The sequence below is a fragment of the Pseudarthrobacter sp. YAF2 genome (assembly GCF_052113345.1).
Classification (GTDB): Bacteria; Actinomycetota; Actinomycetes; order Actinomycetales; family Micrococcaceae; genus Arthrobacter.
Genome location: NZ_JBFRDA010000014.1, coordinates 104,393 through 128,959, shown reverse-complemented (window position 1 = coordinate 128,959; position 24,567 = coordinate 104,393). Strand labels below are relative to the sequence as shown.

General features: G+C 68.2%; 22 protein-coding genes and 1 pseudogene. 15 read left to right on the top strand and 8 right to left on the bottom strand.

The window, feature by feature from the left end:
• Positions 1-109: 109 nt before the first annotated feature.
• The gene (locus AB4Y79_RS15395; protein WP_110541018.1) at positions 110-448 is read left to right on the top strand and encodes a DUF3039 domain-containing protein; all 339 of its coding nucleotides are present in this window, start codon (positions 110-112) and stop codon (positions 446-448) included.
• The gene (locus tag AB4Y79_RS15390) at positions 448-2,226 is read left to right on the top strand and encodes a DEAD/DEAH box helicase (RefSeq protein ID WP_441863464.1); all 1,779 of its coding nucleotides are present in this window, start codon (positions 448-450) and stop codon (positions 2,224-2,226) included. The genes AB4Y79_RS15395 and AB4Y79_RS15390 overlap by 1 nt, the downstream gene beginning before the upstream one ends.
• A 3-nt stretch (positions 2,227-2,229) precedes the next feature.
• Here the strand turns inward: AB4Y79_RS15390 and AB4Y79_RS15385 are convergent, their stop codons facing one another.
• A complete protein-coding gene (locus tag AB4Y79_RS15385; RefSeq protein ID WP_441863462.1) occupies positions 2,230-2,862 on the bottom strand; it encodes an isochorismatase family protein in 633 nt (210 codons plus the stop codon).
• A gap of 9 nt (positions 2,863-2,871) precedes the next feature.
• Complete coding sequence (locus tag AB4Y79_RS15380; protein ID WP_441863460.1) at positions 2,872-4,200, bottom strand: nicotinate phosphoribosyltransferase; 1,329 nt, start codon at positions 4,198-4,200, stop codon at positions 2,872-2,874.
• 38 nt (positions 4,201-4,238) lie between these two features.
• Between AB4Y79_RS15380 and clpS the strand changes: the two genes are divergently transcribed.
• The 6 genes and pseudogenes from clpS to rdgB all read left to right on the top strand — a co-directional run.
• On the top strand, positions 4,239-4,622 hold the full coding sequence (clpS, locus tag AB4Y79_RS15375) for an ATP-dependent Clp protease adapter ClpS (RefSeq protein ID WP_441863458.1): 384 nt from the start codon (positions 4,239-4,241) through the stop codon (positions 4,620-4,622).
• On the top strand, positions 4,615-5,181 hold the full coding sequence (locus tag AB4Y79_RS15370; RefSeq protein ID WP_308930593.1) for a DUF2017 domain-containing protein: 567 nt from the start codon (positions 4,615-4,617) through the stop codon (positions 5,179-5,181). Before clpS ends, AB4Y79_RS15370 begins: the two co-directional genes overlap by 8 nt.
• A 123-nt stretch (positions 5,182-5,304) precedes the next feature.
• Positions 5,305-6,315, top strand: a complete 1,011-nt coding sequence (gene murI / locus AB4Y79_RS15365) for a glutamate racemase (protein WP_441863689.1) — start codon at positions 5,305-5,307, stop codon at positions 6,313-6,315.
• On the top strand, positions 6,312-7,109 hold the full coding sequence (locus tag AB4Y79_RS15360) for an MBL fold metallo-hydrolase (RefSeq protein ID WP_441863456.1): 798 nt from the start codon (positions 6,312-6,314) through the stop codon (positions 7,107-7,109). The genes murI and AB4Y79_RS15360 overlap by 4 nt, the downstream gene beginning before the upstream one ends.
• Positions 7,110-7,137: 28 nt before the next feature.
• On the top strand, positions 7,138-7,896 hold the full coding sequence (rph, locus tag AB4Y79_RS15355) for a ribonuclease PH (RefSeq protein WP_441863454.1): 759 nt from the start codon (positions 7,138-7,140) through the stop codon (positions 7,894-7,896).
• A pseudogene (gene rdgB, locus AB4Y79_RS15350) lies at positions 7,893-8,489 on the top strand (RdgB/HAM1 family non-canonical purine NTP pyrophosphatase); the annotation flags it as partial. The gene rph and the pseudogene rdgB, both read left to right, overlap by 4 nt.
• A gap of 60 nt (positions 8,490-8,549) precedes the next feature.
• Here rdgB and AB4Y79_RS15345 read toward each other — a convergent pair.
• Complete coding sequence (locus AB4Y79_RS15345) at positions 8,550-9,290, bottom strand: DedA family protein (RefSeq protein ID WP_441863686.1); 741 nt, start codon at positions 9,288-9,290, stop codon at positions 8,550-8,552.
• A gap of 137 nt (positions 9,291-9,427) precedes the next feature.
• Here AB4Y79_RS15345 and AB4Y79_RS15340 point away from each other — a divergent pair, with 137 nt between their 5' ends.
• Positions 9,428-10,450, top strand: coding sequence for an exonuclease domain-containing protein (locus AB4Y79_RS15340; RefSeq protein WP_441863452.1), 1,023 nt, complete (start codon positions 9,428-9,430; stop codon positions 10,448-10,450).
• Between the two features lie 79 nt (positions 10,451-10,529).
• Entirely contained in the window at positions 10,530-11,009 is a 480-nt protein-coding gene (locus AB4Y79_RS15335; protein WP_441863450.1) for a DUF4395 domain-containing protein, read from the top strand.
• On the opposite strand, the gene AB4Y79_RS15330 is transcribed toward AB4Y79_RS15335, so the two are convergent.
• Positions 10,990-12,072 (bottom strand): ADP-ribosylglycohydrolase family protein, encoded by a 1,083-nt coding sequence (locus tag AB4Y79_RS15330; protein WP_441863448.1) that lies wholly within the window; start codon positions 12,070-12,072, stop codon positions 10,990-10,992. The two genes, AB4Y79_RS15335 and AB4Y79_RS15330, sit on opposite strands and share 20 nt — an antisense overlap.
• Before the next feature lie 213 nt (positions 12,073-12,285).
• On the opposite strand from AB4Y79_RS15330, the gene AB4Y79_RS15325 reads away from it, so the two are divergent.
• The 4 genes from AB4Y79_RS15325 (at position 12,286) to AB4Y79_RS15310 (ending at position 19,069) form a co-directional block, all read left to right on the top strand.
• The gene (locus AB4Y79_RS15325) at positions 12,286-13,308 is read left to right on the top strand and encodes an aquaporin (protein WP_441863446.1); all 1,023 of its coding nucleotides are present in this window, start codon (positions 12,286-12,288) and stop codon (positions 13,306-13,308) included.
• 57 nt (positions 13,309-13,365) lie between these two features.
• Positions 13,366-14,544 (top strand): exonuclease SbcCD subunit D, encoded by a 1,179-nt coding sequence (locus tag AB4Y79_RS15320; protein WP_441863444.1) that lies wholly within the window; start codon positions 13,366-13,368, stop codon positions 14,542-14,544.
• Positions 14,541-17,642, top strand: a complete 3,102-nt coding sequence (locus AB4Y79_RS15315; protein ID WP_441863442.1) for an AAA family ATPase — start codon at positions 14,541-14,543, stop codon at positions 17,640-17,642. Before AB4Y79_RS15320 ends, AB4Y79_RS15315 begins: the two co-directional genes overlap by 4 nt.
• Before the next feature lie 83 nt (positions 17,643-17,725).
• Positions 17,726-19,069, top strand: a complete 1,344-nt coding sequence (locus AB4Y79_RS15310) for an MFS transporter (RefSeq protein ID WP_441863439.1) — start codon at positions 17,726-17,728, stop codon at positions 19,067-19,069.
• Between the two features lie 31 nt (positions 19,070-19,100).
• Here AB4Y79_RS15310 and AB4Y79_RS15305 read toward each other — a convergent pair whose 3' ends face one another.
• Entirely contained in the window at positions 19,101-19,835 is a 735-nt protein-coding gene (locus AB4Y79_RS15305; protein WP_441863436.1) for an IclR family transcriptional regulator, read from the bottom strand.
• Positions 19,836-20,084: 249 nt separating this feature from the next.
• Here AB4Y79_RS15305 and AB4Y79_RS15300 point away from each other — a divergent pair, with 249 nt between their 5' ends.
• Entirely contained in the window at positions 20,085-21,419 is a 1,335-nt protein-coding gene (locus tag AB4Y79_RS15300; protein ID WP_441863434.1) for an MFS transporter, read from the top strand.
• Positions 21,420-21,469: 50 nt separating this feature from the next.
• On the opposite strand, the gene AB4Y79_RS15295 is transcribed toward AB4Y79_RS15300, so the two are convergent.
• The 3 genes from AB4Y79_RS15295 to AB4Y79_RS15285 form a co-directional block, all read right to left on the bottom strand.
• The gene (locus tag AB4Y79_RS15295; RefSeq protein WP_441863432.1) at positions 21,470-22,150 is read right to left on the bottom strand and encodes a phosphoribosyltransferase; all 681 of its coding nucleotides are present in this window, start codon (positions 22,148-22,150) and stop codon (positions 21,470-21,472) included.
• A 69-nt stretch (positions 22,151-22,219) separates the two neighbouring features.
• Positions 22,220-23,047: an alpha/beta fold hydrolase gene (locus AB4Y79_RS15290; protein WP_441863430.1), complete on the bottom strand. Its 828-nt coding sequence runs from the start codon at positions 23,045-23,047 to the stop codon at positions 22,220-22,222.
• Positions 23,048-23,126: 79 nt separating this feature from the next.
• Entirely contained in the window at positions 23,127-24,524 is a 1,398-nt protein-coding gene (locus AB4Y79_RS15285; protein WP_441863683.1) for an amino acid permease, read from the bottom strand.
• Positions 24,525-24,567: the final 43 nt, after the last annotated feature.

Here is a 24,567-nt window from a genome sequence, read left to right as displayed (position 1 = left end):
CGGCGTACTGTGCCATCCCTTGCATGGCTAAAAGGGGACGACGACGGCCGGTGCCGTAGCCCGGCGCGGGCGTGCCGCCGTCGAACGTCCGGCCGCCGGAACGGCTAAGATGGATGCCATGACTAGCATGACGGACCCTCTCGAAAACGACCCGATGCGCGAGCTTTCCGGGGCTGGAACGTCCACAGCCACCATCGAACGCGAGGAACTGCGCCAAGAGGTGGAACCGGGCGACCGGGAGCGCTTTGCCCACTACGTGCGCAAGGAAAAGATCATGGAGTCGGCCATGACAGGCGAGCCCGTCATCGCGCTGTGCGGCAAGGTCTGGACCCCAGGCCGGGACCCGCAGAAGTTCCCGGTGTGCCCTGAGTGCAAGGAAGTCTACGAGGGCCTCCGCCCGGGCAACGACGGCGGGAAGGGTCCGGGAGACTCGGGCAACAACAAGTAGTGACGGAGACGCTCTTTGGCGGCCCCACCCTGCCTCCGGCTTATCCGGAACGTGCAGCCTGGGGAACCGCTCCCAAACTCCGTGCCTGGCAGCAGCAAGCCCTCGATCTCTACCTGGCGAACAGTCCCCGCGACTTCCTCGCGGTGGCAACGCCAGGTGCCGGTAAAACCACCTTCGCACTCCGGATTGCCTCGACGCTGATCGATTCAGGAGCCGTGAACCGGGTGACCATCGTGGCGCCCACGGACCACCTGAAGCGGCAGTGGGCCGACGCCGCCGCCAAGGTGGGCATCGCCATTGATCCCAACTTCAAGAACTCCGACGGCCAGCACGGGCGCGGGTTCATCGGGGTCGCCGTAACGTACGCGCAGGTGGCCAGCAAGCCCATGCTGCACCGCGCCAAGACGGAGGCCGCCCGGACGCTGGTGATCCTTGATGAGATCCACCACGGCGGCGAAGCCCTGTCCTGGGGCGATGGCCTGCGCGAGGCGTTCGACCCTGCCGTCCGGCGGCTGTCCCTGACCGGTACCCCCTTCCGCTCGGACACCTCACCCATCCCGTTCGTGGAGTACGCGGAGGACCGCGACGGCATCCGCCGTTCCAAGGCGGACTACACCTACGGTTACGGCAACGCCCTGCGGGACCACGTGGTCCGGCCTGTGATGTTCATGGCCTACTCCGGCCAGATGCGCTGGCGCACCAGCGCGGGCGAAGAGATGGCCGCCTCGCTCGGTGAGGCGGCAGTGACCAAGGACATCACCAGCCACGCCTGGCGGACCGCGCTGAACCCGGCAGGCGAGTGGATCCCTGCCGTCCTGGCCGGCGCTGACAAACGGCTCAGCGAGGTCCGGCGCACCGTCCCGGACGCCGGCGGCCTGGTGATCGCCACGGACCACGAGGATGCACGCGCCTATGCCGGGCAGCTGAAGAAAATCACCGGTGAATCACCCACCGTCATCCTGTCCGACGACGCCAAGGCTTCGAGCAAGATCGAGGAATTTTCCGCCGGCGACAAGCGCTGGATGGTTGCCGTCCGCATGGTGTCCGAAGGCGTGGACGTGCCCCGGCTCTCCGTGGGTGTCTACGCGACGTCCACCTCCACCCCGCTGTTCTTTGCCCAGGCCGTGGGACGCTTCGTGCGTGCCCGCAAGAGGGGCGAAACGGCGTCGGTATTCCTGCCCTCCGTGCCGCAGCTGATGGCCCTGGCCAACTCCATGGAAATGGAACGCGACCACGCGCTGGACCGGCCCGAGAAAGAGGACGGTGACGGCCTCTTCAACCCGGAAGATTCGCTGATGGAGGAGGCCAACCGCGAGGACAAAGCCTCCGACAGCCTCACCAAGGGCAAATTCGAGGCCCTGGACTCGCAGGCCTCCTTTGACCGTGTCCTGTTCGACGGCGGCGAGTTCGGTACCGGCGGCGAGGTGGGGTCCGACGACGAAATGGACTTTTTGGGGATCCCCGGCCTGCTCGACGCGGAGCAGGTGGGGACCCTCCTGCGCCAGCGCCAGCACGAGCAACTGAACCGGAAGAACCGGAAGGCCCCTGCCGCCGAAAGCCAGGCTCCGGCCGTGCCGGACCACCGGATGCTGATGGACCTGCGCAATGAGCTGGCCAAGAATGTGGCCGCCTGGGCGGCCCGGACCGGCACCCCGCACGGCGTGGTCCACACCAAGCTGCGCACCGTGTGCGGCGGCCCCCCGGTGGCGCAGGCCAACGAGGAGCAGTTGCAGTCCAGGCTGCGGAAGCTTCAGGACTGGTTCATCGGCCGCAAATAGGGCTCAGGCGAAATCGACGCCGCCCAGTTCCATCTCGGCTGCCGCGTCTTCGAGGTCGTCGGCAATCCCTGCCGTCAGCGACCGCACTACGGTGACGCCGTAGCCCGCCTGGACGGCGTCGAGGGAGGTTGCCTTCACGCAGTAGTCGGTGGCGATGCCCACTACCACCACGTCCTCGACGTCGTGGCTCTGCAGCCAGTCATCCAGGCCAATCGCATCCTCGTCGACACCGGACCCGTCCGCGGGCCCGGCCATTCCGCCGGCCTGGCGCTCCCCGGTGGGAACGGCATCCTCGGGCGCCAGCAGCCCCTCGAAGCCGGAGTAGGCGGCCGCGAACTGGCCCTTCCGGAAGTACGCGTCGATGTATTCGGTGTCCAGGTCCGGGTGGAGCTCGGCGCCGCGGGTGCCGGCGACGCAGTGCCGGGGCCAGCTGTCCTTGAAATCGGGCGTCTCGGAGAAATGGCTGCCGGGATCGATATGCCAGTCCTGGGTGGCCACCACATGGTCGAATTCGCCGTGGTGGGCGTCCAGGTACTCGCTGATGGCGCCGGCCACGGCAGCACCGCCCTCAACGGCGAGCGAGCCGCCTTCGCAGAAGTCGTTCTGGACATCGACGATGATCAGTGCGCGGGACATCAGTGCTCCTCAGTGGTCTTCATAGAGAGTGGGGATGGCGGGCTCGCCCCGCTGCAGGCGGTTCACCACCGGAGGCAGTTCCGCCATGGAGTCCGCGTGGCGCTGCCGTGCGCGAACCACGCCTTCGTGCCCGGTCCAGCCCGGCAGCAGCTCGCCGTTCTTCATGAACTGCTGCAGCAGCGGCCGGTCGTTGCCGTCATCCTCCGGCCGGTGGCCCACACCCACCACCTCGGCGGTGGCGATGCCGCGCTCGTCCAGCTTCCGCAGCGCGTATTTCCGGCCGCCCACGCTGGCCTTGTTCTTGGCCGCCTTGGCCACGGACACGAAGTTTCCGGCATCGTCTGTCCGGCTGACCAGTTTGTACACCATGCTGGCGGTGGGGGCCCCGGAGCCGGTCACCAGGGAGGTCCCCACCCCGTAGGAATCGACGGGGGCGGACTGCAGCGCCGCGATGGCGTACTCATCGAGGTCGGACGTGACCACGATTTTCGTGTGCTCGTTGCCGAGGTCGTCCAGCAGCCGGCGCACCCACTGCGCCTGGGCCACCAGGTCGCCCGAGTCCAGCCGGACGGCCCCCAGCCGGGACCCTGCCAGGTCCACGGCCGCGCGGACAGCCTTTTCGACGTCGTAGGTGTCCACCAGCAGGGACGTGCCCTCACCCAGCGAGGCAATCTGGGCTTCGAAAGCCTCGCGCTCGGTATCGTGCAGCAGCGTGAACGAGTGGGCGGCCGTACCCACCGTGCGGATGCCGTAGCGTGCGCCCGCTTCCAGGTTGGAGGTGCTGTCAAAGCCGGCGATCACCGCAGCCCGGGCGGCGGACGCTGCGGCTTCCTCGTGCGTCCGGCGCGAACCCATTTCGATGCAGGGCCTGCCGCCGGCCGCACTGACCATCCGGGACGCGGCGGAGGCAATCGCGCTGTCGTGGTTCAGGACGGACAGCAAGTACGTCTCCAGCATGCAGGCCTCCGCGAACGAGGCCTCGACGATCAGGATGGGGGAGTTGGGGAAGTAGGCTTCGCCCTCGGCGTAGCCCCAGATGTCCCCGGAGAACCTGTAGTTGGCCAGGTACTCCAGCGTCTCCTGATTAACCACCCGGGTACGTTCCAGGAAGTCCAGCTCGGCCTCGCCGAACCGGAAGCTTGCGATGCCCTCCAGCAGGCGTCCCGTGCCCGCCACGATGCCGTAGCGGCGGCCGTCCGGCAGCCGCCGGGCGAATGCCTCGAACACCGACTTGCGGTGCGCCGCCCCCGAATGGAGGGATGCCTGCAGCATGGTCAGCTCGTAGTGGTCGGTGTAAAAGGACGTGCGGGGATGGTCCCAGCCGGCGGAGGTGCTCACGAAAGTCACTCTAGTAGCCAGCCCCATAGAATGGACAGATGACCATAAGCGTTGCGCCCGGCCCCGATACACGGGAGGGCGTCCGGACCGGCACTGCGGAGTCCACCGACTCCCTCACCGCGCCGGACATCCCCTGGAACCTGGTGATCTGGAACGATCCCGTCAATCTCATGAGTTACGTCAGCTACGTCTTCCAAAGCTATTTTGGCTACTCCGAGACCAAAGCCAACAAGCTCATGATGGAGGTCCACAAAAAGGGCCGCTCCATCGTTGCCGCAGGCAGCAAGGAGCAGGTGGAACGCCACGCGGTGGCCATGCACGGGTTCGGGCTGTGGGCCACGGTGGAAAAGGCCAGCGGCGGCCAGGGCGGCAAGGCCGGGAAGTCCGGCGGTTCGGGCCAGGGTAAGGGGAAGCGTGGCTAAGGCATTCAAATACGGGCTTAAGGGCATCACCGGCTTCCTGGAACCTGCAGAACGGGACCTGCTGCGCAGCCTGATCGACGACGTCATCTCCATGCTCGAGCCGGAGGATCGTGACGGCCAGGATCCGCTGGCCGCCCTCATTGGCCTGGACATGGACGTTGCAGAACCCACGGACCGCGCCGTCAAGCGGCTCCTCCCCAACGTCACGAAGAACGACGACGCCGCGTCCCTTGAGTTCCGGCAGCTCACCGAGCGCTCGCTGCGGGAAACAAAGATCGGGGCACTGCGCGCGGCGGCTTTGGACCTGGACAAGGACGAGATCGTCCTGACACCCGAGGGTGCCAAGCACTGGTCCATGGCACTGAACGATGTGCGGCTTGTCCTGGCAGAGAGGCTGGACATCCGCGACGAGGCCGACGCCGAGCACGTCCACCGCATGCAGGACTGGTCCCAGGCCGAGGATGTGGAAAGCTACCTGGCCCTGGTCTACAACTTCACCACCTGGCTGCAGGAGTCCGTGGTCCAGGCCATGCTGCAGTCGATGGAAACCCGCCGGTGAGCTGTGGCGGTCCGGGGGAGGCCGTTGGTTGTGACACATTCGACATGAGTCGCTGGACACAAGATGATGGCTGAGCCTTCCGGGAAGACCTATCCTCGAATAATCATGACAACAGCCTCGAGCATGGACCCGCCGTTGGAAGCGCAGCCTGCCGCCAACGGTGACCTACCGGCCGCCGCCCCGGAAACCCGGCCCATCGGCATCTTCGATTCCGGTGTTGGCGGACTCACGGTGGCCCGCTCCATCATCGACCAGCTGCCCAACGAATCAGTTCTTTATGTCGGGGACACCGCCAACGGACCCTACGGGCCGCTGCCCATCGCCGAGGTGCGGGCCAACGCCCTGGGCGTCATGGACGAACTGGTGGACTCCGGCGTCAAGCTGCTCACCATTGCCTGCAACTCGGCGTCGGCCGCGGTCCTCCGGGATGCCCGCGAGCGGTACACCGCCAAGTACGGCATTCCCGTCATCGAGGTCATCCAGCCTGCCGTGCGGCGCGCCGTCGCCGCCACGCGCAGCGGAAGAGTCGGCGTGATCGGTACCTCCGCCACGGTGGGTTCGCGCGCCTACGAGGACACTTTCGCCGCGGCTCCGGACCTGGAGATCACCTCCGTGGCATGCCCCGAATTCGTCAGCTACGTCGAAGCCGGCATCACCACGGGGCCGGCTCTGCTGGCCGTCGCGGAGGAATACCTTGCGCCCCTCAAGGCGGCCGGGGTGGACACGGTGGTCCTGGGCTGCACACACTACCCGTTGCTGACCGGCGTCATCTCCTACGTGATGGGCGGGGACGTCACCCTGGTTTCCAGCGCCGAGGAAACAGCCAAGGACGTCTATCGTGCGCTGGCCACCCACAACCTGCAACGCCCCTCCGCAACCCCGCCCGAGCACCATTTCGTGGCCACGGGTGACGCCGGGCAGTTTGAGGCGCTCGCCCGCAGGTTCCTGGGGCCCGAGGTCCTTTCGGTCCGGCACGTGGACCACGTCGCCGCGCAATACCCCACCGGCAGCCTGGCCCGCATTACTCCCGAGATGATCGCCGCTGCGCAGGCAGCGCGCGGGCGCCCCAGGATCTCCAACTTCGTGGGCGGCGGATTCGCCGACGCCGGCCGAACCGGAGGACCCCGCCCGTGAAGCTGACCATTGTGGGGTGTACGGGCTCGTTTCCCGGGCCCGGCTCCCCGGCGTCGTGCTACCTGCTGACCGCCACCGACGGCGACCGCACGTGGAAGGTGGTGATGGACCTCGGCAGCGGTGCGCTGGGCGCCATCCAGCGCTACACCGACCTGGAGGACATCGACGCGATTTTCCTCACCCACCTGCACCCGGACCACTGCATGGACCTGTGCGGCCTGCACGTCGCCATCCGCTGGAAACCCGGCGGCTGGGGCCGCGGCCGCATCCCGGTCTGGGGGCCGGCCGCGACGGCCAACCGGATGGCCACCGCCTACGGACTGGACCCGGACCCCGGCATGCACGAGGAATTCGACTTCACCAACTGGACCGAACGCGAGGCCGTGACCGTTGGGCCGTTTACGGTCACGCCCTTCGCCGTCAACCACCCCATCGAGGAGGCCTACGCCCTGCGGGTGGAGGTGGTGGAACCCGGCAAGGACGGCGTCCCCGTAACCCGGACCCTGACGTATTCCGGTGACACCGATTCCTGCGCCGGGCTTGAGGAAGCCGCCAAGGACGCAGACCTGTTCCTGTGCGAGGCAGCCTTCGAGGAAGGCCGCGACGACGGCATCAAGGACGTCCACCTGACCGGAAAACGGGCGGGGGAGACCGCGGCGCTCGCCGGGGCGCGCCGGCTCCTGCTGACCCACATTCCGGTCTGGACATCCCCGACCACCGTCATGGCCGAGGCACGTCCGGTGTTTCCCGGCGACGTGGCCGTGGCCGTTGCCGGTGTCCACTACACCATCTAGCACCAGCGGCACTGGATAAGCTAAAGGCATGACATCTGAAGCAACTGCAGTGCCCATTGTGCGCGCCGACGGCCGTGCCCCCGACCAGCTCCGGCCCATCAGCATCACCCGCGGATGGTCCAACCAGGCTGAGGGATCGGCGCTGATCGAGTTCGGCAACACCCGGGTGCTGTGCACGGCCTCCCTGACTGCCGGCGTCCCGCGCTGGCTCAAGGGCGAGGGCCGCGGCTGGGTCACCGCCGAGTACGCCATGCTGCCCCGCGCCACCAACACGCGCTCGGACCGGGAATCGGTCAAGGGCAAGATCGGCGGCCGCACGCACGAGATCTCGCGCCTGATCGGGCGTTCGCTGCGCTCCATCATCGACACCAAGGCGCTGGGCGAAAACACCATCGTGCTGGACTGTGATGTGCTGCAGGCCGACGGCGGGACACGCACCGCGGCGATCACCGGCGCCTACGTGGCCCTGGCCGACGCCATCCGGTTCGCCCGCGACACCAAGCTGATCGCCAAGAACGCCCAGCCCCTCCTGGATACCATCGCTGCTGTTTCCGTGGGCATCATCGACGGCGTTCCCATGCTGGACCTGCCGTATGTGGAGGACGTGCGGGCCGAAACGGACATGAACGTTGTGGTCACCGGCTCCGGCAAGTTCGTTGAGGTGCAGGGCACCGCGGAAGGTGCCCCGTTTGACCGGGAGGAGCTGAACCAGCTCCTGGACCTGGCCCTGCTGGGCACCACGCAGCTGGCCGCCATCCAGCGCGAAACCCTGGCGGACACCCTGTGAGCACACCCTCACCAAGGCTCGTGCTCGCCACGCACAACAAAGGGAAACTGCGCGAACTCCGTGAACTGCTGCGCGGGCAAGTGCCCGGGCTCGACGTCGACACCCAGGTGGTGGACGCGGCGGCGGCAGGTGCGCCGGACGTCGTCGAAACCGGCGTGACCTTCGCCGAGAACTCGCTGCTGAAGGCGCGTGCGGTGGCGGGGGCGACCGGCCTGGTGGCCATCGCCGATGACTCCGGGCTCGCCGTGGATGTCATGGGCGGGGCGCCGGGAATCTTCTCCGCCCGCTGGGCGGGACGGCACGGAGACGACGCCGCCAACCTGGAACTGCTGCTGAACCAGCTTTCGGACGTTCCTGATGAGCACCGCGGCGCAGCGTTCGTCTGCGCTGCCGCCCTGGCGATGCCGGACGGTGCGGACGGCCCGGGCCGCGAAGTGGTGGAGTACGGCCAGCTGGAGGGCGTCCTGCTGCGCGAGCCGCGCGGCGCCGGAGGCTTCGGCTACGACCCGGTCCTGCAGCCCGCCGGCGAGGACCGCAGCTGCGCAGAGCTCTCGGCAGAGGAAAAGAACGCCATCAGCCACCGCGGCAAGGCACTGACGGGGTGTGGGGGGCCCCCGGGGGGGTGGCGCACCTCTTTCGACTGTGTGGCCTGCCTACTCCTGCCGGCCGCCGGGGAGCTTGCGCGGAGTCTTCTGCTCCTGCTCCGGTTCGTGCTCTTCGATGTATTCGTCGACGGTGTCGGTACCGTAAGCCTGGGCCTGGCGCTTGGCGGACATGCCGCGCAGGAGTTCAATGCCGATGGGCACCACTGAGACCAGCACGATGGCGATGAAGATGATGTCCAGGTTGTCCCGGACCCACGGAACCGTGTCCCCCAGCAGGAAACCGAGCAGGGTCACCCCGCCGCCCCAGAGCACCGCCCCGATGACGTTGTAGATGAAGAACTTGCGCTTGCTCATCTGCGCCACGCCAACGATCACGGGGACAAACGTCCGGATGATGGGAACGAAACGGGCCAGGATGAGCGCCTTGCCGCCGTGCTTCTCGAAGAAGGCGTGTGCGCTTTCGACGTTCTCGCGCTTGAAGAGTTTGGAGTCGGGCTTGTTGAAGAGGGCGGGGCCCGCTTTGGAACCGATCAGGTAGCCCGCCTGGTTGCCGATGATGGCGGAGACGATGATCAGCAGGGCCAGGAGCCAAATGTTGAACTTGATGGTGTCCGTGGCCACCAGCAAGCCTGCCGTGAACAGCATGGAGTCACCCGGAAGGAAGAATCCCACCAGCAGGCCCGTCTCGGCGAACACGATGCCGCACACCAGCAGTACCACCCACGGGGCGAGCGCGGGATCGGCAAGGAAGACCTGGGGGTTCAGCCAGTCGGGCAGGAAGGAGGCCATTGCCGGCTGCACCGGACCCGCACCGCCCAACAGGGACACAGCGAGGTGGTTAGTCACAGGAAAGTTCACCCCTCAAGCGTACTTGACGGGCCTGTCCCTCCCGGGCCGTGGCGGCCTGCGGCGGTAAGGTAGGGGCCGTGGGTTTGGACTTTACGGCGATCGACTTCGAAACAGCAAACGGCTTCCGGGGCTCTCCGTGCGCCGTGGGCCTGACGAAGGTAAGGGGCGGGAAGATTGTCGCCGAGGCCTCCTGGCTGATGCGGCCGCCGGCCGGCTACGACCACTTTGACCACCACAATGTGCGGATCCACGGAATCACCCCTGCCGACGTGGCGGTGCAGCCGCGTTTCGGTGAGCTGTTCCCGGAAATCGGGGCCTTCATCGGCGAGGACGTGCTGGCCGCGCACAACGCCGCCTTCGACCTTGGGGTGATCCGCTCGGCCCTGGAAGTCTCAGGGCTTCCCGGGCCGGCCTACGACTACGTCTGCACAGTCATGTTGTCGCGACGCTGCTACTCCTTGGTCTCAAACTCCCTGCCTTTTGCCGCGGAGGAAGCCGGCGTGCCATTGGTGAACCACCACGACGCCGCCGAGGATGCCCGCGCCTGCGCCGGCATCCTCATCGATATCGCCGCGCGCAACGGTGCAAACAGCATCGCCGAACTGTATCTCTCCCTGGGCCTTACCATGCCGCGCCAGCAGGCCTTCGATCCTGCCACCGGTGAACTGTCGAAGCCCAGCCTGGCGGCCATGTCCGGTGCTTCCGGCAACGGCGCGGCGCTGGTACGGCGGTTCCAGTCCGGCTGGCCCGAGGAGGGGCTGAATCCTGAGCCAAACATCGACGCCGAGCCTGGCCATCCGTTGTATGGCCAGACGGTCGTTTTCACCGGTCAGCTTTCCATCGGCCGCCCGGATGCCAAGCTCCGCTCGGCCCACCACGGTGCCCGCACTGAAAGCCGGGTGACCGGCCGCACCACCGTCCTGGTGGTGGGGGACGGCTTCGTGGCCTCGGACCTGCGCTCGGGTCGGCTCACCGGAAAGGCGCGGCGCGTCCTGGAACTCCATGAGCGCGGACAGGCCATCGAGGTGTTGTCCGAGGGTGAGTTCCTGCAGATGGTGGGCAGTGCGGACGTTTCGTTCGCGCCGGCCGTCAACGCCTGAGCCAGCAGCGCCGGCCTGCCGGCGTTCATCCGACGCAACAAAGCTTGGCCGCGGGGCCGGCCCTTCCTAGCCTTGTGTGATGAGCTCCTTGTTCGCTTTTCCCAACCCCGTCAACGAGTTCGCGGCCCGCACCACCGCAGCCCTGGTGGTCCTGCTTGCGGTGGTCACGGCCGTGACAGGTTCGGTGTGGGGCCTGGTGGCCATCGCCGTCGGGTTCTGGCTCCGGCTGCTCTTCGGCCCGCGGATCTCACCCTTGGCGGTCCTCTCCGTGAAGGTCATCACCCCGCGGCTGGGAAAGGTGAAGCTCGTTCCCGGGCCGCCAAAGCGCTTTGCCCAGGGCATCGGCGCCGCCGTATCCACCGCCGCCCTGCTGCTGTTCGCATCCGGCATGGGCCCGGGAGCATGGCTGCTGCTCGGGGTCCTGGTGGTGGCGGCATCGCTTGAAGCCTTCGCCGGGTTCTGCCTGGGCTGCACGATTTTCGGGTTCCTGCAGCGCCGCGGAGTGATTCCCGAGGACGTCTGCGAGGCGTGCAACAACATCAGCCTTCGCCGGTCGTGACCCCCACCAGCTGATCCGCCATCCCACGGATCACCTCCGCGCCTTCCAGGGCAGCCAGCCACGGGGCGGGCAGGCAGCCCTCCCCGTACCACCCGCCCAGGATGTTGCCGGCCAGGGACCCGGCGGTGTCGCTGCCGCCGCTGTGGTTCACCGCCACCGCCACGGCGTCCCGGAAATGCTGTTCCGGCAGCACAGGTGCGCCGTCTGCCGGAAGCGTGGCGAGAACGGCGTAGAGCGCCAGGGCGAAGGCCTCCTCCGCGAACCAGCCGTCGCCGAGCGCCTGGACCAGTTCCTCGGGCGGAACAACCGCCTTGTCTGCCAGCCGCAGGGCCGCCTCAAGCCGCTCGGGCAGCTCCGGTGCCACGTGCGGCATGGTGGCCGCGTGGGCGATGACGGCGGCGGCTTCCCGCAGGTCCTCTCCGGCGACCAGCCGGTGGATCAGGAGGCTGAAGACACCGGAGCTTTGGCGCGCCGCCGGGTGGCCGTGCGTCAGTGACGCGGCATCGGAGCTCAACTTGTAGGCGGCCTCGGGCGAGATGTGCGGGATCAGCCCGAACGGCGCCGAGCGCATCACTGTGCCGGCACCTTTCGAGTCCGGGTTGACGGGCCGCACCGAGGTTCCCATCTCGCCGGTGGCCAGGCCGCTGATGCAGTCCTGCTCCGGGTGCCGCCGCTGCCGGAGCACGTCATTGCCGTCTATCCAGCGGGGCTGGGGCGCCGGTGCGGACGGCCCGGCGTCCGCACCCTGCGTGCCGAGCCAGCGCAGGTAGGCCAGCCATACGCACGCATTGACGTCCGCGCCCACACCGGAGTTGGCCCATTCCAGTGCTTCCACCAGTCCGTCCACGGTGTACAGGGTCAATTGTGTGTCGTCGGAGAAGTGGCAGGGGCCGGAGAGGTCTTCAAAGCCTGTCAGGCCATGTGCGCCGAAACGCCGGCGGATCTCCTCGATGGAATCGAACTCCACGGCGTAGCCCAGCGCATCTCCCAGCGCCCCGCCCAGCAGGGAACCATGGATCCGGGACTTGGGAGAGGGCGTGGACGTGCCGTGGTCGATGCTCATGGAGACAAATTTACCGTCCCGACGCGCTCCGAACGGTTGGGGCCGCCGCGCGCAGGGCCGCGCGCAGGCGGCGGGTTACGGACAGCCCTTGTCCAGCAAACGCCCAGCCTGGGCTGGAATACTGCTCGGGTTCCCCGGCGCCGCACTTGCCGCACCCGCCGGCCGGGGCGGTTCCGGAATCCAACAAAGCACCCAACAAGCAAAGGTCCCACCATGAGCACCCCTGTCCCAGCCCGCGACGCACTGCAGCCCGGCGGCACGGATTCCGCCCGCCGCGGCCTGTTGCCCCGCCTGGCAGCCGAGGCTTTTGGCAGCCTCTTCCTGGCGGTGGCCGGGCTGGGCGTACCGCTGTTCAGCATTCCGCAGTCCAGCCCGGTGCCCGCCGCCCTGGCTGCCGGACTCGCCATCACCGCGGCCATGCTCGCCTTCGGACATATTTCAGGTGGCCACTTCAACCCGGCCATCACCCTGGGCCACCTCCTGGCCGGACGGATCCGGGCGGGTGCGGCAGCAGCGTACGCCGCCGCACAGGTGGTGGGAGCTCTGGTGGGTGCCCTTGCCCTGTTCGGCATCCTGCGCACCCTGCCCAGCATTCCCGACAGCCGGACCGCCTTCGATACGGTGTCCGCCGGCTTCGGCGAGCACTCCATCATCCAGGCGCCCCTCGCCGCAGTGGTGCTCCTGGAACTGCTGGGAGCCGCGATCATCGTGGCCATCTTCCTTGGCGCCGCCGGCCGCGACAACGGCCTGCCGGACAACGCCGGCGGTGACGGCAACAGCCGGACGGTGGCGGCTGTTGCCGTGGGCCTGTCCTTCGCAGCCCTGCTCCAGGTGGGCCAGTCTGTCGGCAACCTGCCGTTCAACCCCGCCCGGGCCCTCGCCTCGGCAGTCTTCAGCTCCGGCTCGGCCATGGAACAGCTGTGGGTCTTCCTCGTGGCGCCGCTGGCCGGCGCGGCCATCGCGGGGCTGGTGTTCCGGATTTCAGGCACGGCTGACCCCATGCACGCCGCCGCGGTGGCGGATGCCCCCGCGTACGACGACGCCGCAAGCGCCGGAACAGCTGCCGGGGGAGCCGGCCCGGATGCCGGGGCTTCGTCAGTTCCGGCCGGGGACGACGACGGCGGCGAGGCTTCGGGGGCGGAGCCGCACCTCCCCGCGGCACGCACCGCCGCACCGGACAAGCCGGCGCGAAACGTCAGCGAGGCCCAGGAGTTTTTCGAGGGCAAGCGATCCTGAGCAGTCCGCGCCGCGGCGGTTTCCTCCACTGTCAGTGGCTGCCGATAGCGTAGGAATATGCGGTTACTTCATACCTCGGACTGGCACCTGGGCCGTTCCTTCCACGGCGTTGGCATGCTGGACGCCCAGCGGGCCTTCATCGACCAGCTGGTGGCAACGGTGGAACGGGAGGGCATTGACGTCGTCCTGATCGCCGGCGACGTCTACGACCGGGCACTGCCCGGGGTGGACGTCGTCCACCTGCTTGATGACGCCTTGGTCAGGCTCACCTCCGCCGGAGCCAAGGTGGTCCTCACCAGCGGCAACCACGACTCGGCGATCCGGCTTGGTTTCGCCTCCCGGTTGCTGGAACGCGGGGGAGTGCACCTGCGCACCAAGGTGGCCGAGCTCGACCAACCGTTCCTGCTGCCGCTGGGAACGGACGCCGCCGGACAGGAAGCGGTTCTGGCCGTGTACGGCATTCCCTGGCTTGAACCCCGGCTCGTTGCCGACCAGCTTGGTGTGGAGACGGCAAGCCACTTCGAGGTGACCCGGGCGGCCACCGGCCTTATCCGGGCTGACGTCGCACGGCGCACAGGCGCCGTCACCGTCCATTCAGTGATCCTGGCCCACACCTTCGCCAGCGGCGGCATCAGCTCGGACAGCGAGCGTGACCTCAGCATCGGCGGCGTGGGTGCCGTGCCCCTGGACCTGTTTGACGGATTTACCTACACCGCACTCGGCCACCTCCACGGCCGGCAGGAGCTGTCTGACCGGGTGCGCTATTCGGGATCCCCGCTGGCCTACTCCTTCTCCGAGTCCACGCACCGGAAAGGTGCCTGGCTCGTGGACCTGGGGCCGGACGGAGTCACGTCGGTGACGGACGTCGCGTGGGAGGCGCCGCGAACCCTTGCCGTGCTGCGCGGCACCCTGACCGAGCTCCTGGAAGAGCCCGGGCACGCCTGGGCTGAAACCGCCTACTGCCAGGTCACCCTCACCGATGCCCAGCGCCCCGTGCGGGCCATGGAGCGGCTCCGCGCACGGTTCCCTGACACCCTGGTCCTGGCGTTCGATCCCCAGGGCGGCAATGACGCGGCCCGGGCCAGCTACAGCAGCAGGCTCGCAGACGCCCCGGACGACCTCGCCGTCTGCTGCGGCTTCCTGGAACACGTGCGCGGACGCAGCGCCGACCAGGACGAAAAAGCGGCGCTCGCCGCCGCGTTGGAGAACGTCCGGCTGCTGGAGGCCTCGCGGTGAGGATCCATCATCTGCGCATCTCCGGCTTCGGCCCGTTCGCCGGAACCGAAGACATTGATTTCGACCGCCTCAGCGCCCACGGCCTGTTCCTGCTGAACGGCCCCACGGGCGCCGGCAAGACCAGCGTTCTCGATGCCATCTGCTTTGCCCTGTACGGATCAGTTCCCGGTGCCCGGCAGGACGGCAAACGGCTCCGCAGTGACCATGCGGAGCCCGGCCAGGAACCAGCCGTCACCTGTGAATTTTCCGCCCAGGGGCGCCGCTTCGAGGTGGCCCGTTCGCCGGCATGGGACAAGCCCAGTGCCCGCGGCAGGAACGGCTTCACCACCCAGCAGGCCAAAACCCTGCTCCGTGAACGGATCGGCGGAACCTGGGTGGAAAAATCTGCCCGCAATGACGAGGCCGGCGCGGAAATCATGGCCCTGCTGGGCATGGACCGTGAGCAGTTCACCCGGGTAGTCATGCTGCCGCAGGGCGATTTCGCCGCCTTCCTCAGGTCCAAGGCTGCCGACCGCCTTGACCTGCTGCAGAAACTCTTCGGGACGCAGCGGTTTGAAGCGCTCGAACAGGAACTGTCACGGCAAGCCGCCGCGGCCAAGGAAGACGTTGCGGCCCTGGGCGGCCAGCTGGGCATCCTTGCCTCCCGCGCCGAAGCCGAGGCCGCGCCGCTCCAGCTTCCGCAGGAGGGGGCCCCGGCGGTGGAAGACGCCACCGGGCGGCTTGACTGGTTGCAGGCCGCTGTTGCGGGGCGCCTGGCAGAGCTCACGGAGCACGCGGCAACAGCGGCGTCCCTCAGCCAGGACCGCCGCAGTGACGTGGAACGGGAAACCGCTCGGTACGAGCGGGCCCGGAAACTCCAGGGGGCCACCGTACGGCAACAGGCCGTGCAGGACGGGGCGCCCCGGCAGGAAGAACTCGCCGCCCGGCTCGGCCGGCACCGCGAGGCGGAGGTTCTCAAGGGGCAGTTGCAGGCTGTGGACACAGCGGCTGGCAAAGTGCGCAGCGCCGAGGCCGCCGCTGAGTCCGCCATGACCCTGCTCAGGATGGCTGCCGCGGACGGCACCGAACTCGCCCAGCTCGGCCTGGGAACAACTGAGGCCGCAGCTGCCGCGCCGGGCGAAACCGGCTATGCCGGCACCGTCGACGCGGGGGAGATCGTGCCCGGGGCCGCCCAGGAGCTGGGCCGGCTGCGGTCGCTGCTGGCCGTCGTCGAGGCACGGCTCCCGGATGAGCAGAGGCTGCAGGACCTGCGTGAGCGCCACCGTGGCCTGGCCGGCAGGCAGGACGGGCTCCGGCTTGACGTGGCGACACTGGAAAACCGGGCAGGGCAGCTGTTCCCGGACCGGGAACTGCTGGCCGGGACCATGGACCAGCTGGAGTCCCGTGCCGCCGAGGCCGCACTCCGCCGCAAGGAGGCAGCTGCCGCTGCGGAATTGCTCGATGTCGTCCAGCGGTATGGGGCGGCTGTGGAGCGCCGGGACCTCGTCAAAGCCCGCCACGAAGACTCGCGGGAGAACCTGTTGGAGGCGAAAGGCCGTTGGCTGGACCTGCGGGAGGTTCGCCTTGCCAACGCGGCGTCCGAGCTTGCTGCCAAACTGGTGGCCGGCGAGCCATGTCCTGTGTGCGGAAGCGGGGATCATCCGGCACCGGCAGGATCCGGCACAGGAGGCCCGGCCCTGGCCCAGGCCGAGGAAGACGCCCACGCTGCCTATGAAGCCGCCGAGGCAGCCCATGGCGCGGTCAGCGCCGAACATGCCGAGGCGGAGCAAACGGTGGCCGTCCTCGCCGGACAGGGCGGGACCACACCCTTGGCCGAGGCCCGGGCCGGCGCGGAGCAGGCACTTGCTGCGGCAGGTGCTGCCGAGCAGGCCGCGCAGGAGCTCCAGGACAGGCGACGACGACTGGACACACTCGATGCCGGGATCGAACAGGCCCGCGCCGCGCTGTCAGACGCAGAGGCGGAGCTGTCCCAAACCGCTGTCCTGCTCGCCGACCTCGCAGACCAGGCTGCTGCCCTGGACAATGCCCTGGCCGGCCTGCGGGGAAACCACCCCAGCTTGAACCGGCGGCTGCGGATGCTTGAGGACGCGGTGGCAGTTCTGGACAAAGCCGTTGAAGCGCAATCACGGCTGGAGACCGCCCGGTCGCAGGCCGCGGAGGCGCGAGAGGACCTTGAGCTGGCCCTGCCGGGGGCAGGTTTCGCCACAGTCGGCGACGTGCGCAGCCAACTCCTGGGAGCAGTGGACGTGGCAGCACTCGAAGCTGCCGTCCGCGCGGCCCGGGATGAAGCTGCCCGGGTGGCCGGACTGTTCGAGTCCGAAGACCTGGTGCTGGCCATGGCCGAAGCCGGCGACGGTTTTGTGGCCGATGCTGAACGGCTGGAAGCACTACGCACGGAAGCTTCCGCCGCGCACAATGATGCCCGGGAGGCCGATCTCGCCGCAGGCCTGGCACGCCGGTGCCTGACGGCACTTACCTCCATCGCGGCGGAATACGAGGACCTGGTGTCCTCGTCCCGGGAGCCGGCGGAGCGGGCCCAAATGCTCGCCGGCCTGGCCGAAGCCGCAGCAGGCAGGGGTGAGAACACCTACCGGATGAGCCTGAACAGCTATGTCCTGGCCGCGCGGCTGGAGCAGGTGGCCCTCGCCGCGTCCGAGCGCCTCGTGGCCATGAGCGATGGACGCTACCTGCTGCAGCATACCGATGCCAAGGCGGCGCGCGGCGCCAAATCGGGACTGGGCCTTGAAGTGGTGGACCAGTGGACGGGCTACCGCCGGGACACCTCCACACTGTCCGGCGGTGAATCCTTCATGGCCTCATTGTCGCTGGCCCTGGGCCTGGCGGACGTGGTCCAGCAGGAGTCCGGCGGCGTGGAAATCGAGACCCTGTTCGTTGATGAGGGCTTTGGCAGCCTGGACGAACAGTCCCTGGAGCAAGTCATGGACGCCCTGGAAAGCCTTCGCGACGGCGGCAGGGTAGTGGGGCTGGTCAGCCATGTGGCCGAAATGAAACAGCGGATCGGCACCCAGCTCCAGGTACTCAAGAACCGGAACGGCTCCACGCTGCGGATATCTGAAAGCGTTGACGCACTTCCCTGACCCCGGCGGATATACTTGACCGCGTTACCGGGTTGCGCGCATCGGGAGGAGGGACGATGCGCACTTACTGAACGAGCCCGGAATTGACACCTCAAACTACCCCTTCAGCCACCCAGGACGTCCCGGCCCGGGGCAAAGACGTTCCCGCCCGGGAAGAGGCCGCCAGGGACGCCGGACGAACGGCAGCAGCGGGCCGATTCGCTCGCCTCCCCGAACTCGCCGGCCGGGCATTTCTTCCGCTGGGACTTTTCGCGCGGCTGCCGCTGGCCATGCTGACGGTCGGCACACTTACCCTTGTCACCTCCGTCAGCGGCTCCTTTGCGGTTGGCGGGACGGCCGCTGGCGCGGTCGGCATCGGCTCCGCGCTGGGCGCCCCCCTCCTTGGGTCACTGGCCGACAGGCAGGGGCAACGCCCCGTACTGCTGGTGTCGGCAGTCCTCAATACGGTGGCCGTGCTGGTGCTGGTCCTGGCCGCCCTTGCCACCGGAAGGACCGGCGGATTCCCCCTGGCCGTCCTGGCCGCGGCCTTTGCTGCCGGTGCAACATGCCCGCAGGTGGGCCCGCTGGCCAGGGTTCGATGGATGTCGCTGACAGCTGCCGGTGGAGGCGCGGACGCCTCTGCCGGCAGCGCCGCACGCGATCTGGACACCGCGCTCTCCTACGAAAGCACGGCCGACGAAGTGACCTTTGTCCTCGGGCCGGCGCTGGTGGGAGTGCTTGCCAGCCTGGTGGCGCCCTGGTTGCCGCTGGCCCTGGCCGCGGCCATGACCATCACGCTTGTCCCGGCCTTCGCCGTGCACCCTACCCACCGGGCCGTGCCGGTCACCCATGCCCGGGGCAGGAAAGGCGAGGGTGCTGCGACATCCCGAAAGCTGCCCCTGGCCGTGGCGCTGCCCGTTATGGCGATGGTCTGCATGGGTACGTTCTTCGGTTCCACCCAGGCGGCCCTTAGTGCCTTCTCCGCCGGCCTGGCGGGCGCGGAAATCGCGGGATTGCTGTACGCGGTCATGGGCCTGAGTTCGGCGGCCGCTGCGCTCTCGGTTGCCTACTGGCCGCGCAGGGCAGGCCTGGCACTGCGCTGGGTGCTGTGCGCGGTGCTCATGGCGGCGTTGGCGGTCCTGTTGTTGTTGCCGTCGTCCCTGCCCATGATGGCGGCAGTCCTGCTGGTCCTTGGACTTCCGGTGGGGCCGGTCATGGTCACCGTGTTTGCCGTCGGCGGAACGTTGGCTCCCGCAGGCCGGCTCGGCACTGTCATGACCGGCCTGGCCAGCGGCATTGTCGCCGGAACGGCGGTCGGCTCAGCCGTTGGCGGGCAGCTGGCACAGCTCCACGGGTCCGGCGCGGCGTTCCTGGTCCCGGTGTGCGCGGCGGCAGCGCTGGCGCTGCTCGGTGCGGGAACCGCCGTCGTACTCCGCCGGCGGCGCTGACGCCCGCGCCTGTGCCCGGCGGTCCGACGCCTTAGGCCAGTTGGCTCTCGATCCTGGCCGCGCTCTCGGCGATGGCGGCGCCCACGGCGTCGGGGTCGTGGGTCGAGCGGATATAGACGACGGCGAGGGCCGCCGGCCGGCCGCCGGGCACCCGCACCGGCGCCGCCAATGAGGAAACTCCGGCGATGACCTCGTCATGGCTGGCCGAGTATCCCTTCCGGCGCGCCTCCGTGGCCTCCGGACGGTAGGGGATCCCGGTCTCCAGCCTGTTCCACTCCGCCTCCGTCAGGGCCGACTGGATGGCGATCCCGGGTGCGCCGGCGTTGATGGGGTGCCGGGTCCCCGGGTGCTGGGCGACGGTGGCTCCTGAGTGCCGGGGCTCCACTGTTACCAGCGTGATGCAATCGTGGTGGTCCCATACAGCCACAAACGCTGTCATATTCAGTGAGTTTGCCAGCTGGGTCAGCTCCGGAAGCGCGGCGCTCTGCAGGTTGCGAGACACGCCGCGGGCCAGGACCGCGAGTCCCGGGCCGGGCTGCACCCGGCCCGCGTCATCGCGCACCAGGAGGGAATGGTCTTCCAGGGTCCGCAGGATCCGGTATGCGACAGAGCGGTGGACACCCATGGCATCGGCAAGCTCTGCGATGGTCAATGGTCCCGGCGCAGCAGCCAGGATCTCAAGGGCACGGATACCGCGCGACAGGGTCTGGGACGGGGAAGCCTGCGGCAGGGCCGCTCCGGCCTGCGCTGCGGCGGGAGGAGTCATGTGTCCATCCTAGGTTGCGGAAACTGCGGGCACAGGACTCTTGTCCTCGCCGCGTCGTGGGGGTATTGTCCTCTATACGAACAGTTAGTTCCAATATAGAACACATTGTCCGCGGCGGGATCCTCCCCCCTGCATGCCGTGTTCCGCATCACGTTTCCGTAGTACCCTGCTAACTAACTGACCGTTCTGTCGGTAATCTCTGAGGCGTTCGGGCGGCACCGCCGCCCAATAGAAACAATGGAGTTTTAAATGACCACACCTTCCAAGGTGGACACCCCCGCCGGTCCCAGCAGCCGGGCGGAGGAGCGCAAAGTCCTCGCAGGCACCCTCGTGGGCACCACTATCGAGTGGTACGACTTCTTCATCTTTGCCCAGCTGACCGCAACGCTGCTGTCACCGCTGTTCCTGGCTCCGCTGAACGAGTCCAACCCGGGCCTGGCGCAGATCCTCTCCTTCGCACTCATCGGCATCAGCTTCCTGTTCCGCCCCCTGGGCGCCGTTGTTGCCGGGCACCTCGGCGACCGCCTGGGCCGCAAAGCCATGCTGGTCTTCACCCTGGTGATGATGGGTGCTGCCACCGCGCTGATCGGCGTGCTGCCCACCTACGCGCAGATCGGCGCCTGGGCCCCAGTCCTGTTGATCGTGCTTCGCATCATCCAGGGCTTCTCGGCCGGCGGTGAATGGGGCGGGGCGGCGCTGATGGCCGTTGAACACGCACCGTTGAACCGCCGCGGCCTGTTCGGCGCCTACCCGCAGATCGGTGTCCCGGTGGGCATGATTCTGGCCACCGGCCTGTTGTTCTTCCTTAACACCGGTATGTCCAAGGAAGACTTCGCTGCCTGGGGCTGGCGGGTGCCGTTCCTGCTCTCCATCGTGCTGATCGTGGTGGGCTACCTGATCCGCCGCGCCGTGGCGGAGAGCCCGGTCTTCCAGGAAATGGCCTTGCGGAAGAAGGAAAGCAAGGCGCCCCTGGGCGAACTGGTCCGCAACCACAAGAAGCCCGTCCTTTACTCAACGATGATCTTCATCGGCAACAACGCGGCCGGCTACCTGCTCATCGCATTCTTCATCTCCTACGCCACCAAGACGCTGAAGATGCCCACCCCGCAGATCCTCCTCGCCACCACCCTGGCGTCCTTCGGCTGGCTGATCTTCACGCTGGTGGGGGGCTGGCTGTCCGACCGGATCGGCCGCGTCAAGACGTTCCTGATTGGCTACGCCATCGTGTTCGCCTGGATGATCCCCATGTTCGCGCTGATCGACACCAAGGACATCGTCCTGTACGGCGTGGCCCTGTTTGTCCTGACCGTCGGCCTGGGCCTCTCCTACGGCCCCATGTCCGCCATGTACGCCGAGATGTTCCCCGCCAACGTGCGGTACTCCGGCATCTCCATCGGGTACGCCTTTGGCGCCATCCTCGGCGGAGCCTTTGCCGCCACCATCGCCGAATCCCTGCTGCAGTCCACTAAGTGGGCCGGTTCGATCGGCATCTACATCATGGTCCTGTGCGTGATCTCGGCCGTGGGCGTGGTGCTGGCCAAGGAAACCAAGGGCCGGCCGCTGGGCGTCAGCAGCCACCACTAGCGCCGTCACTCAACCCGGCCGCCTTCTCCTCAGCCTCGCGGGCCCGGACGTTACTCCGGGCCTGCGTCGTGCTGCAGGGGCTGCTCTTGGTTCAGCAGGTTGACGGCGTCGTCGTCGGTGAGTTGCCCGAAGTGCCGGTAGAAGCTGCCCACGGCCCGGAACTTGCCCGGCAGGTGCAGGCACACGACGGCGTCACACACGCGCTCCAGCGAGGCTTCGGCATCAACGGAACCCACCGGAGCGGCGGCCACCACGGTTGCCGCACCATCGGCGCGCACGGCCTCGACGGCGGCCCGCATCGTTGCGCCGGTGGCCAGGCCGTCATCCACCAGCAGGACGGCCTTGCCGGCCAGGTCCGTCATGGTTCCCGGGTACAGGCCGGCCCGGCGCAGGATTTCGGTGCGTTCGCGGTTCTCCACGTCGTCCAGCCACTCCTGGCGCACGCCGTGTTGGAGCACCCGCTCCAGCAGAGGCTTGTTGATCAGCCGGACGATCCGTCCGTGCGCCCAGGCCAGGGCGCCGTAGGCCGTTTCCTCGTAGCCGGGGATGCCGAGCTTCCGCACCAGGACGGTGCCCAGGGGAAGGCTGAGGGCTTTGGCAGTGGCCGCCGCTACCGGGATGCCGCCGCGGGCCAGGCCAAGGACCACGGCGTCCGGCCGTTCACGGAACGTGGCAAGCGCGGCCGCCAGGTGCCCGCCGGCCTCCGCGCGATCCTCGAAACGCGTAGCCATCTGTCCCTTCCCGCCGGTCCGGCCTGAGGTCAGCTTAAGCCCTGGGGGCCGCCGGGTGCCCGCCGGCCCCTAGACACCCAGGAAGGAAATCGCGGCCTGCTTGAAGGCCCTGCTGGTGATGGCGTTGGTGTGGTTCCGGCCCGGGAGGAGCAATTGCTCGGCCATGGACCCGGCACCGCGCGCCAGCTCGGCGAGGTGGGGCAATATGCCGGCCCGTTCGTCCTTGTCCCCGGCAACCAGGAGCATTGGAACGTGCGGCACCGCCTCGGCGGGGTCGTAGGGTTCTGCCTTGATGGCTTCCACGAGCGACAGCAGCGCGAAGATGTTGTTGCTCGGGAGCAGCAGCGCCATCTTCAACAGCTGGGCCGTTGATTCGTCGGCGATCGGCGTGCCGTCCGCCAGGTAGTCCTGGGCGGCCCGAAGGTCGAACTCCGCCAGCGGATCGGTGTTGTTGGGACCACCCAGCACCAACCTGTGGACGAGCTCCGGTTGGGTTGCGGCAAACTCCCAGGCGAGCCGGGAACCCAGGGAATATCCCACCACGTCCAGCCCGCTGGAAGGGTCGCCGTCGTGCAGCAGGCGCGCACCGGCGTCGAACGCTGCCTGAAGCAGGTCCGCTCTGATTCTGCTGGGGGAGTAGGAGTCCCGGTCTTCCGGGGCGCCGCTACGGCCGTGGCCGGGCAGGTCCACGGTGATGACCCGGCGCCCGGCTTCGAGCAGCGCGGCCACCCATCCGGTGTCCTCCCAGTTGAGCTTGGACGATGAGGAGAAGCCATGCAGCAGCAGCACCGGCCGGAGCCCGGCGTCCGTGGCGGGCTGGTGCACCGCCACGTAGAGTTGCGGGTCGATTCCCTCGACGGTGTGCGCCTGCTGCTGTCCGGTGTGCCTGCCGCTCATGGTGTCAGTTCCTCATCAGGTACGGCGCCCGGGCTGACCCGGCGCGTCGGTGCGTCTTCCTTGGAAAGGTAGCTTCACTCTACCTGTTGGCAGGCCGGTTCCGACGGGTGAGCCGGGCGCCTGCAGCACAGGCCAGCGCGATGCCGGCGATCAGGCCAAAGGTGCTCAGGAGCTGGACACGGCTGGCTTCCGCGCTGAAGCCGACGGCGAAGATCAGGCCCAGCAGGACCAGGCCCAGGATGGTCAGCCCGGGGAAGCCCTTCATTCGCAGCGGCAACGGGACCCCGTCGCGGTCGGCGCGGCGCCGCAGGATCAGCTGGGAGACCAGCGCGCTGCCCCACACCACCAGGCAGGTGGAGCCCACTAGCTGGAACAGTGCCGGCAGGACCCGGTCCGGGAACAGCAGTTCCAGCACGGTGGCGATGAAACCGAAGGCCACCGATACCGCAACGGCAAGCATGGGGACACCGGCGCCGGTGAGGCGGGCAAGGACGCGCGGCGCCTCACCCCGCTGCGCCAGCGAGTACGCCATGCGTGACGCGCCATAGAGGTTGGCGTTCAGCGCCGAGAGGAGGGCGACGACGGCCACCAGGGTGATGGCGGTGGAGGCGCCGGGGATCCGGGCGGCATCGAGCACTCCGGCGAAGGGGGAGGCAAGGCCCTTGGACGTTGCGGGAAGGACCGCCGCGATGACGAAGACGGAACCGATGTAGAACACCAGGATCCGCCACACCACGGTCCGGATGGCTTTGCCGACGCTGCGCTCGGGATCCTCGGTCTCGGCTGCGGCGACGGAGACGATCTCGGTGCCGCCGAACGCGAAGATCACCACGAAGAGGGCCGCGGCCACCCCGCCAAGTCCCTGCGGCGCAAAGTTGGACGTGAGGTTGCCCGCGCCGGGGGAATCGACGCCGGGCAGGAGGCCAAGGAGCAAGGCAGCGCCAACTGCCAGGAACAGGACGATGACGGCCACCTTGAGGATGGCGAACCAGAACTCGAATTCGCCGAAGTTCCGGACGCCTGCCAGGTTGATGCCGGTGAACACCACCATGAACAGCAGTGCCAGCGCCCAGACCGGAACCACGGGCCAGACGGAGAACAGCAGGCCGGCCGCGCCCAGGGCCTCGGCCGCGATCACCACCACCAGTTGCAGCCACCAAAGCCACCCGATGGTGGCTCCCGCGGTCCGGCCCAGCGCGCGCTCGGCGTAGACCGAGAACGCTCCGCTGTTCGGGTTCGCGGCTGCCATCTCACCCAGGGCCCACATGACCAGGATGATGAGCGTGCCCGCCACCAGGTAAGAGATGAGGACCGCCGGGCCTGCAGCCTGCACTCCGGCGCCCGATCCCAGGAACAATCCCGCACCGATGGCGCTCCCGAGCCCCATCATGGTGAGCTGGCGCGGCTTCATGCTGTGGCCTGCCGGAGCCTTGTGTGGCGCTGTGGTGGATGTGGCCGGGGCGGACTTCATCGTCATGGGGCGGTAAACCTTCTTGGGGTTGGTTCGGGGTCCGGTCCCG

Excerpts from the sequence above, each read along its gene's own strand:
- AB4Y79_RS15395 (WP_110541018.1), top strand. The coding sequence starts at position 110 with ATGGATGCCATGACTAGCATGACGGACCCTCTCGAAAACGACCCGATG.
- AB4Y79_RS15385 (WP_441863462.1), bottom strand. The coding sequence starts at position 2,862 with ATGTCCCGCGCACTGATCATCGTCGATGTCCAGAACGACTTCTGCGAA.
- clpS (WP_441863458.1), top strand. The coding sequence starts at position 4,239 with ATGACCATAAGCGTTGCGCCCGGCCCCGATACACGGGAGGGCGTCCGG.
- murI (WP_441863689.1), top strand. The coding sequence starts at position 5,305 with ATGGACCCGCCGTTGGAAGCGCAGCCTGCCGCCAACGGTGACCTACCG.
- rph (WP_441863454.1), top strand. The coding sequence starts at position 7,138 with ATGACATCTGAAGCAACTGCAGTGCCCATTGTGCGCGCCGACGGCCGT.
- AB4Y79_RS15345 (WP_441863686.1), bottom strand. The coding sequence starts at position 9,290 with ATGGCCTCCTTCCTGCCCGACTGGCTGAACCCCCAGGTCTTCCTTGCC.
- AB4Y79_RS15335 (WP_441863450.1), top strand. The coding sequence starts at position 10,530 with ATGAGCTCCTTGTTCGCTTTTCCCAACCCCGTCAACGAGTTCGCGGCC.
- AB4Y79_RS15330 (WP_441863448.1), bottom strand. The coding sequence starts at position 12,072 with ATGAGCATCGACCACGGCACGTCCACGCCCTCTCCCAAGTCCCGGATC.
- AB4Y79_RS15325 (WP_441863446.1), top strand. The coding sequence starts at position 12,286 with ATGAGCACCCCTGTCCCAGCCCGCGACGCACTGCAGCCCGGCGGCACG.
- AB4Y79_RS15320 (WP_441863444.1), top strand. The coding sequence starts at position 13,366 with ATGCGGTTACTTCATACCTCGGACTGGCACCTGGGCCGTTCCTTCCAC.
- AB4Y79_RS15305 (WP_441863436.1), bottom strand. The coding sequence starts at position 19,835 with ATGACTCCTCCCGCCGCAGCGCAGGCCGGAGCGGCCCTGCCGCAGGCT.
- AB4Y79_RS15300 (WP_441863434.1), top strand. The coding sequence starts at position 20,085 with ATGACCACACCTTCCAAGGTGGACACCCCCGCCGGTCCCAGCAGCCGG.
- AB4Y79_RS15295 (WP_441863432.1), bottom strand. The coding sequence starts at position 22,150 with ATGGCTACGCGTTTCGAGGATCGCGCGGAGGCCGGCGGGCACCTGGCG.
- AB4Y79_RS15290 (WP_441863430.1), bottom strand. The coding sequence starts at position 23,047 with ATGAGCGGCAGGCACACCGGACAGCAGCAGGCGCACACCGTCGAGGGA.
- AB4Y79_RS15285 (WP_441863683.1), bottom strand. The coding sequence starts at position 24,524 with ATGACGATGAAGTCCGCCCCGGCCACATCCACCACAGCGCCACACAAG.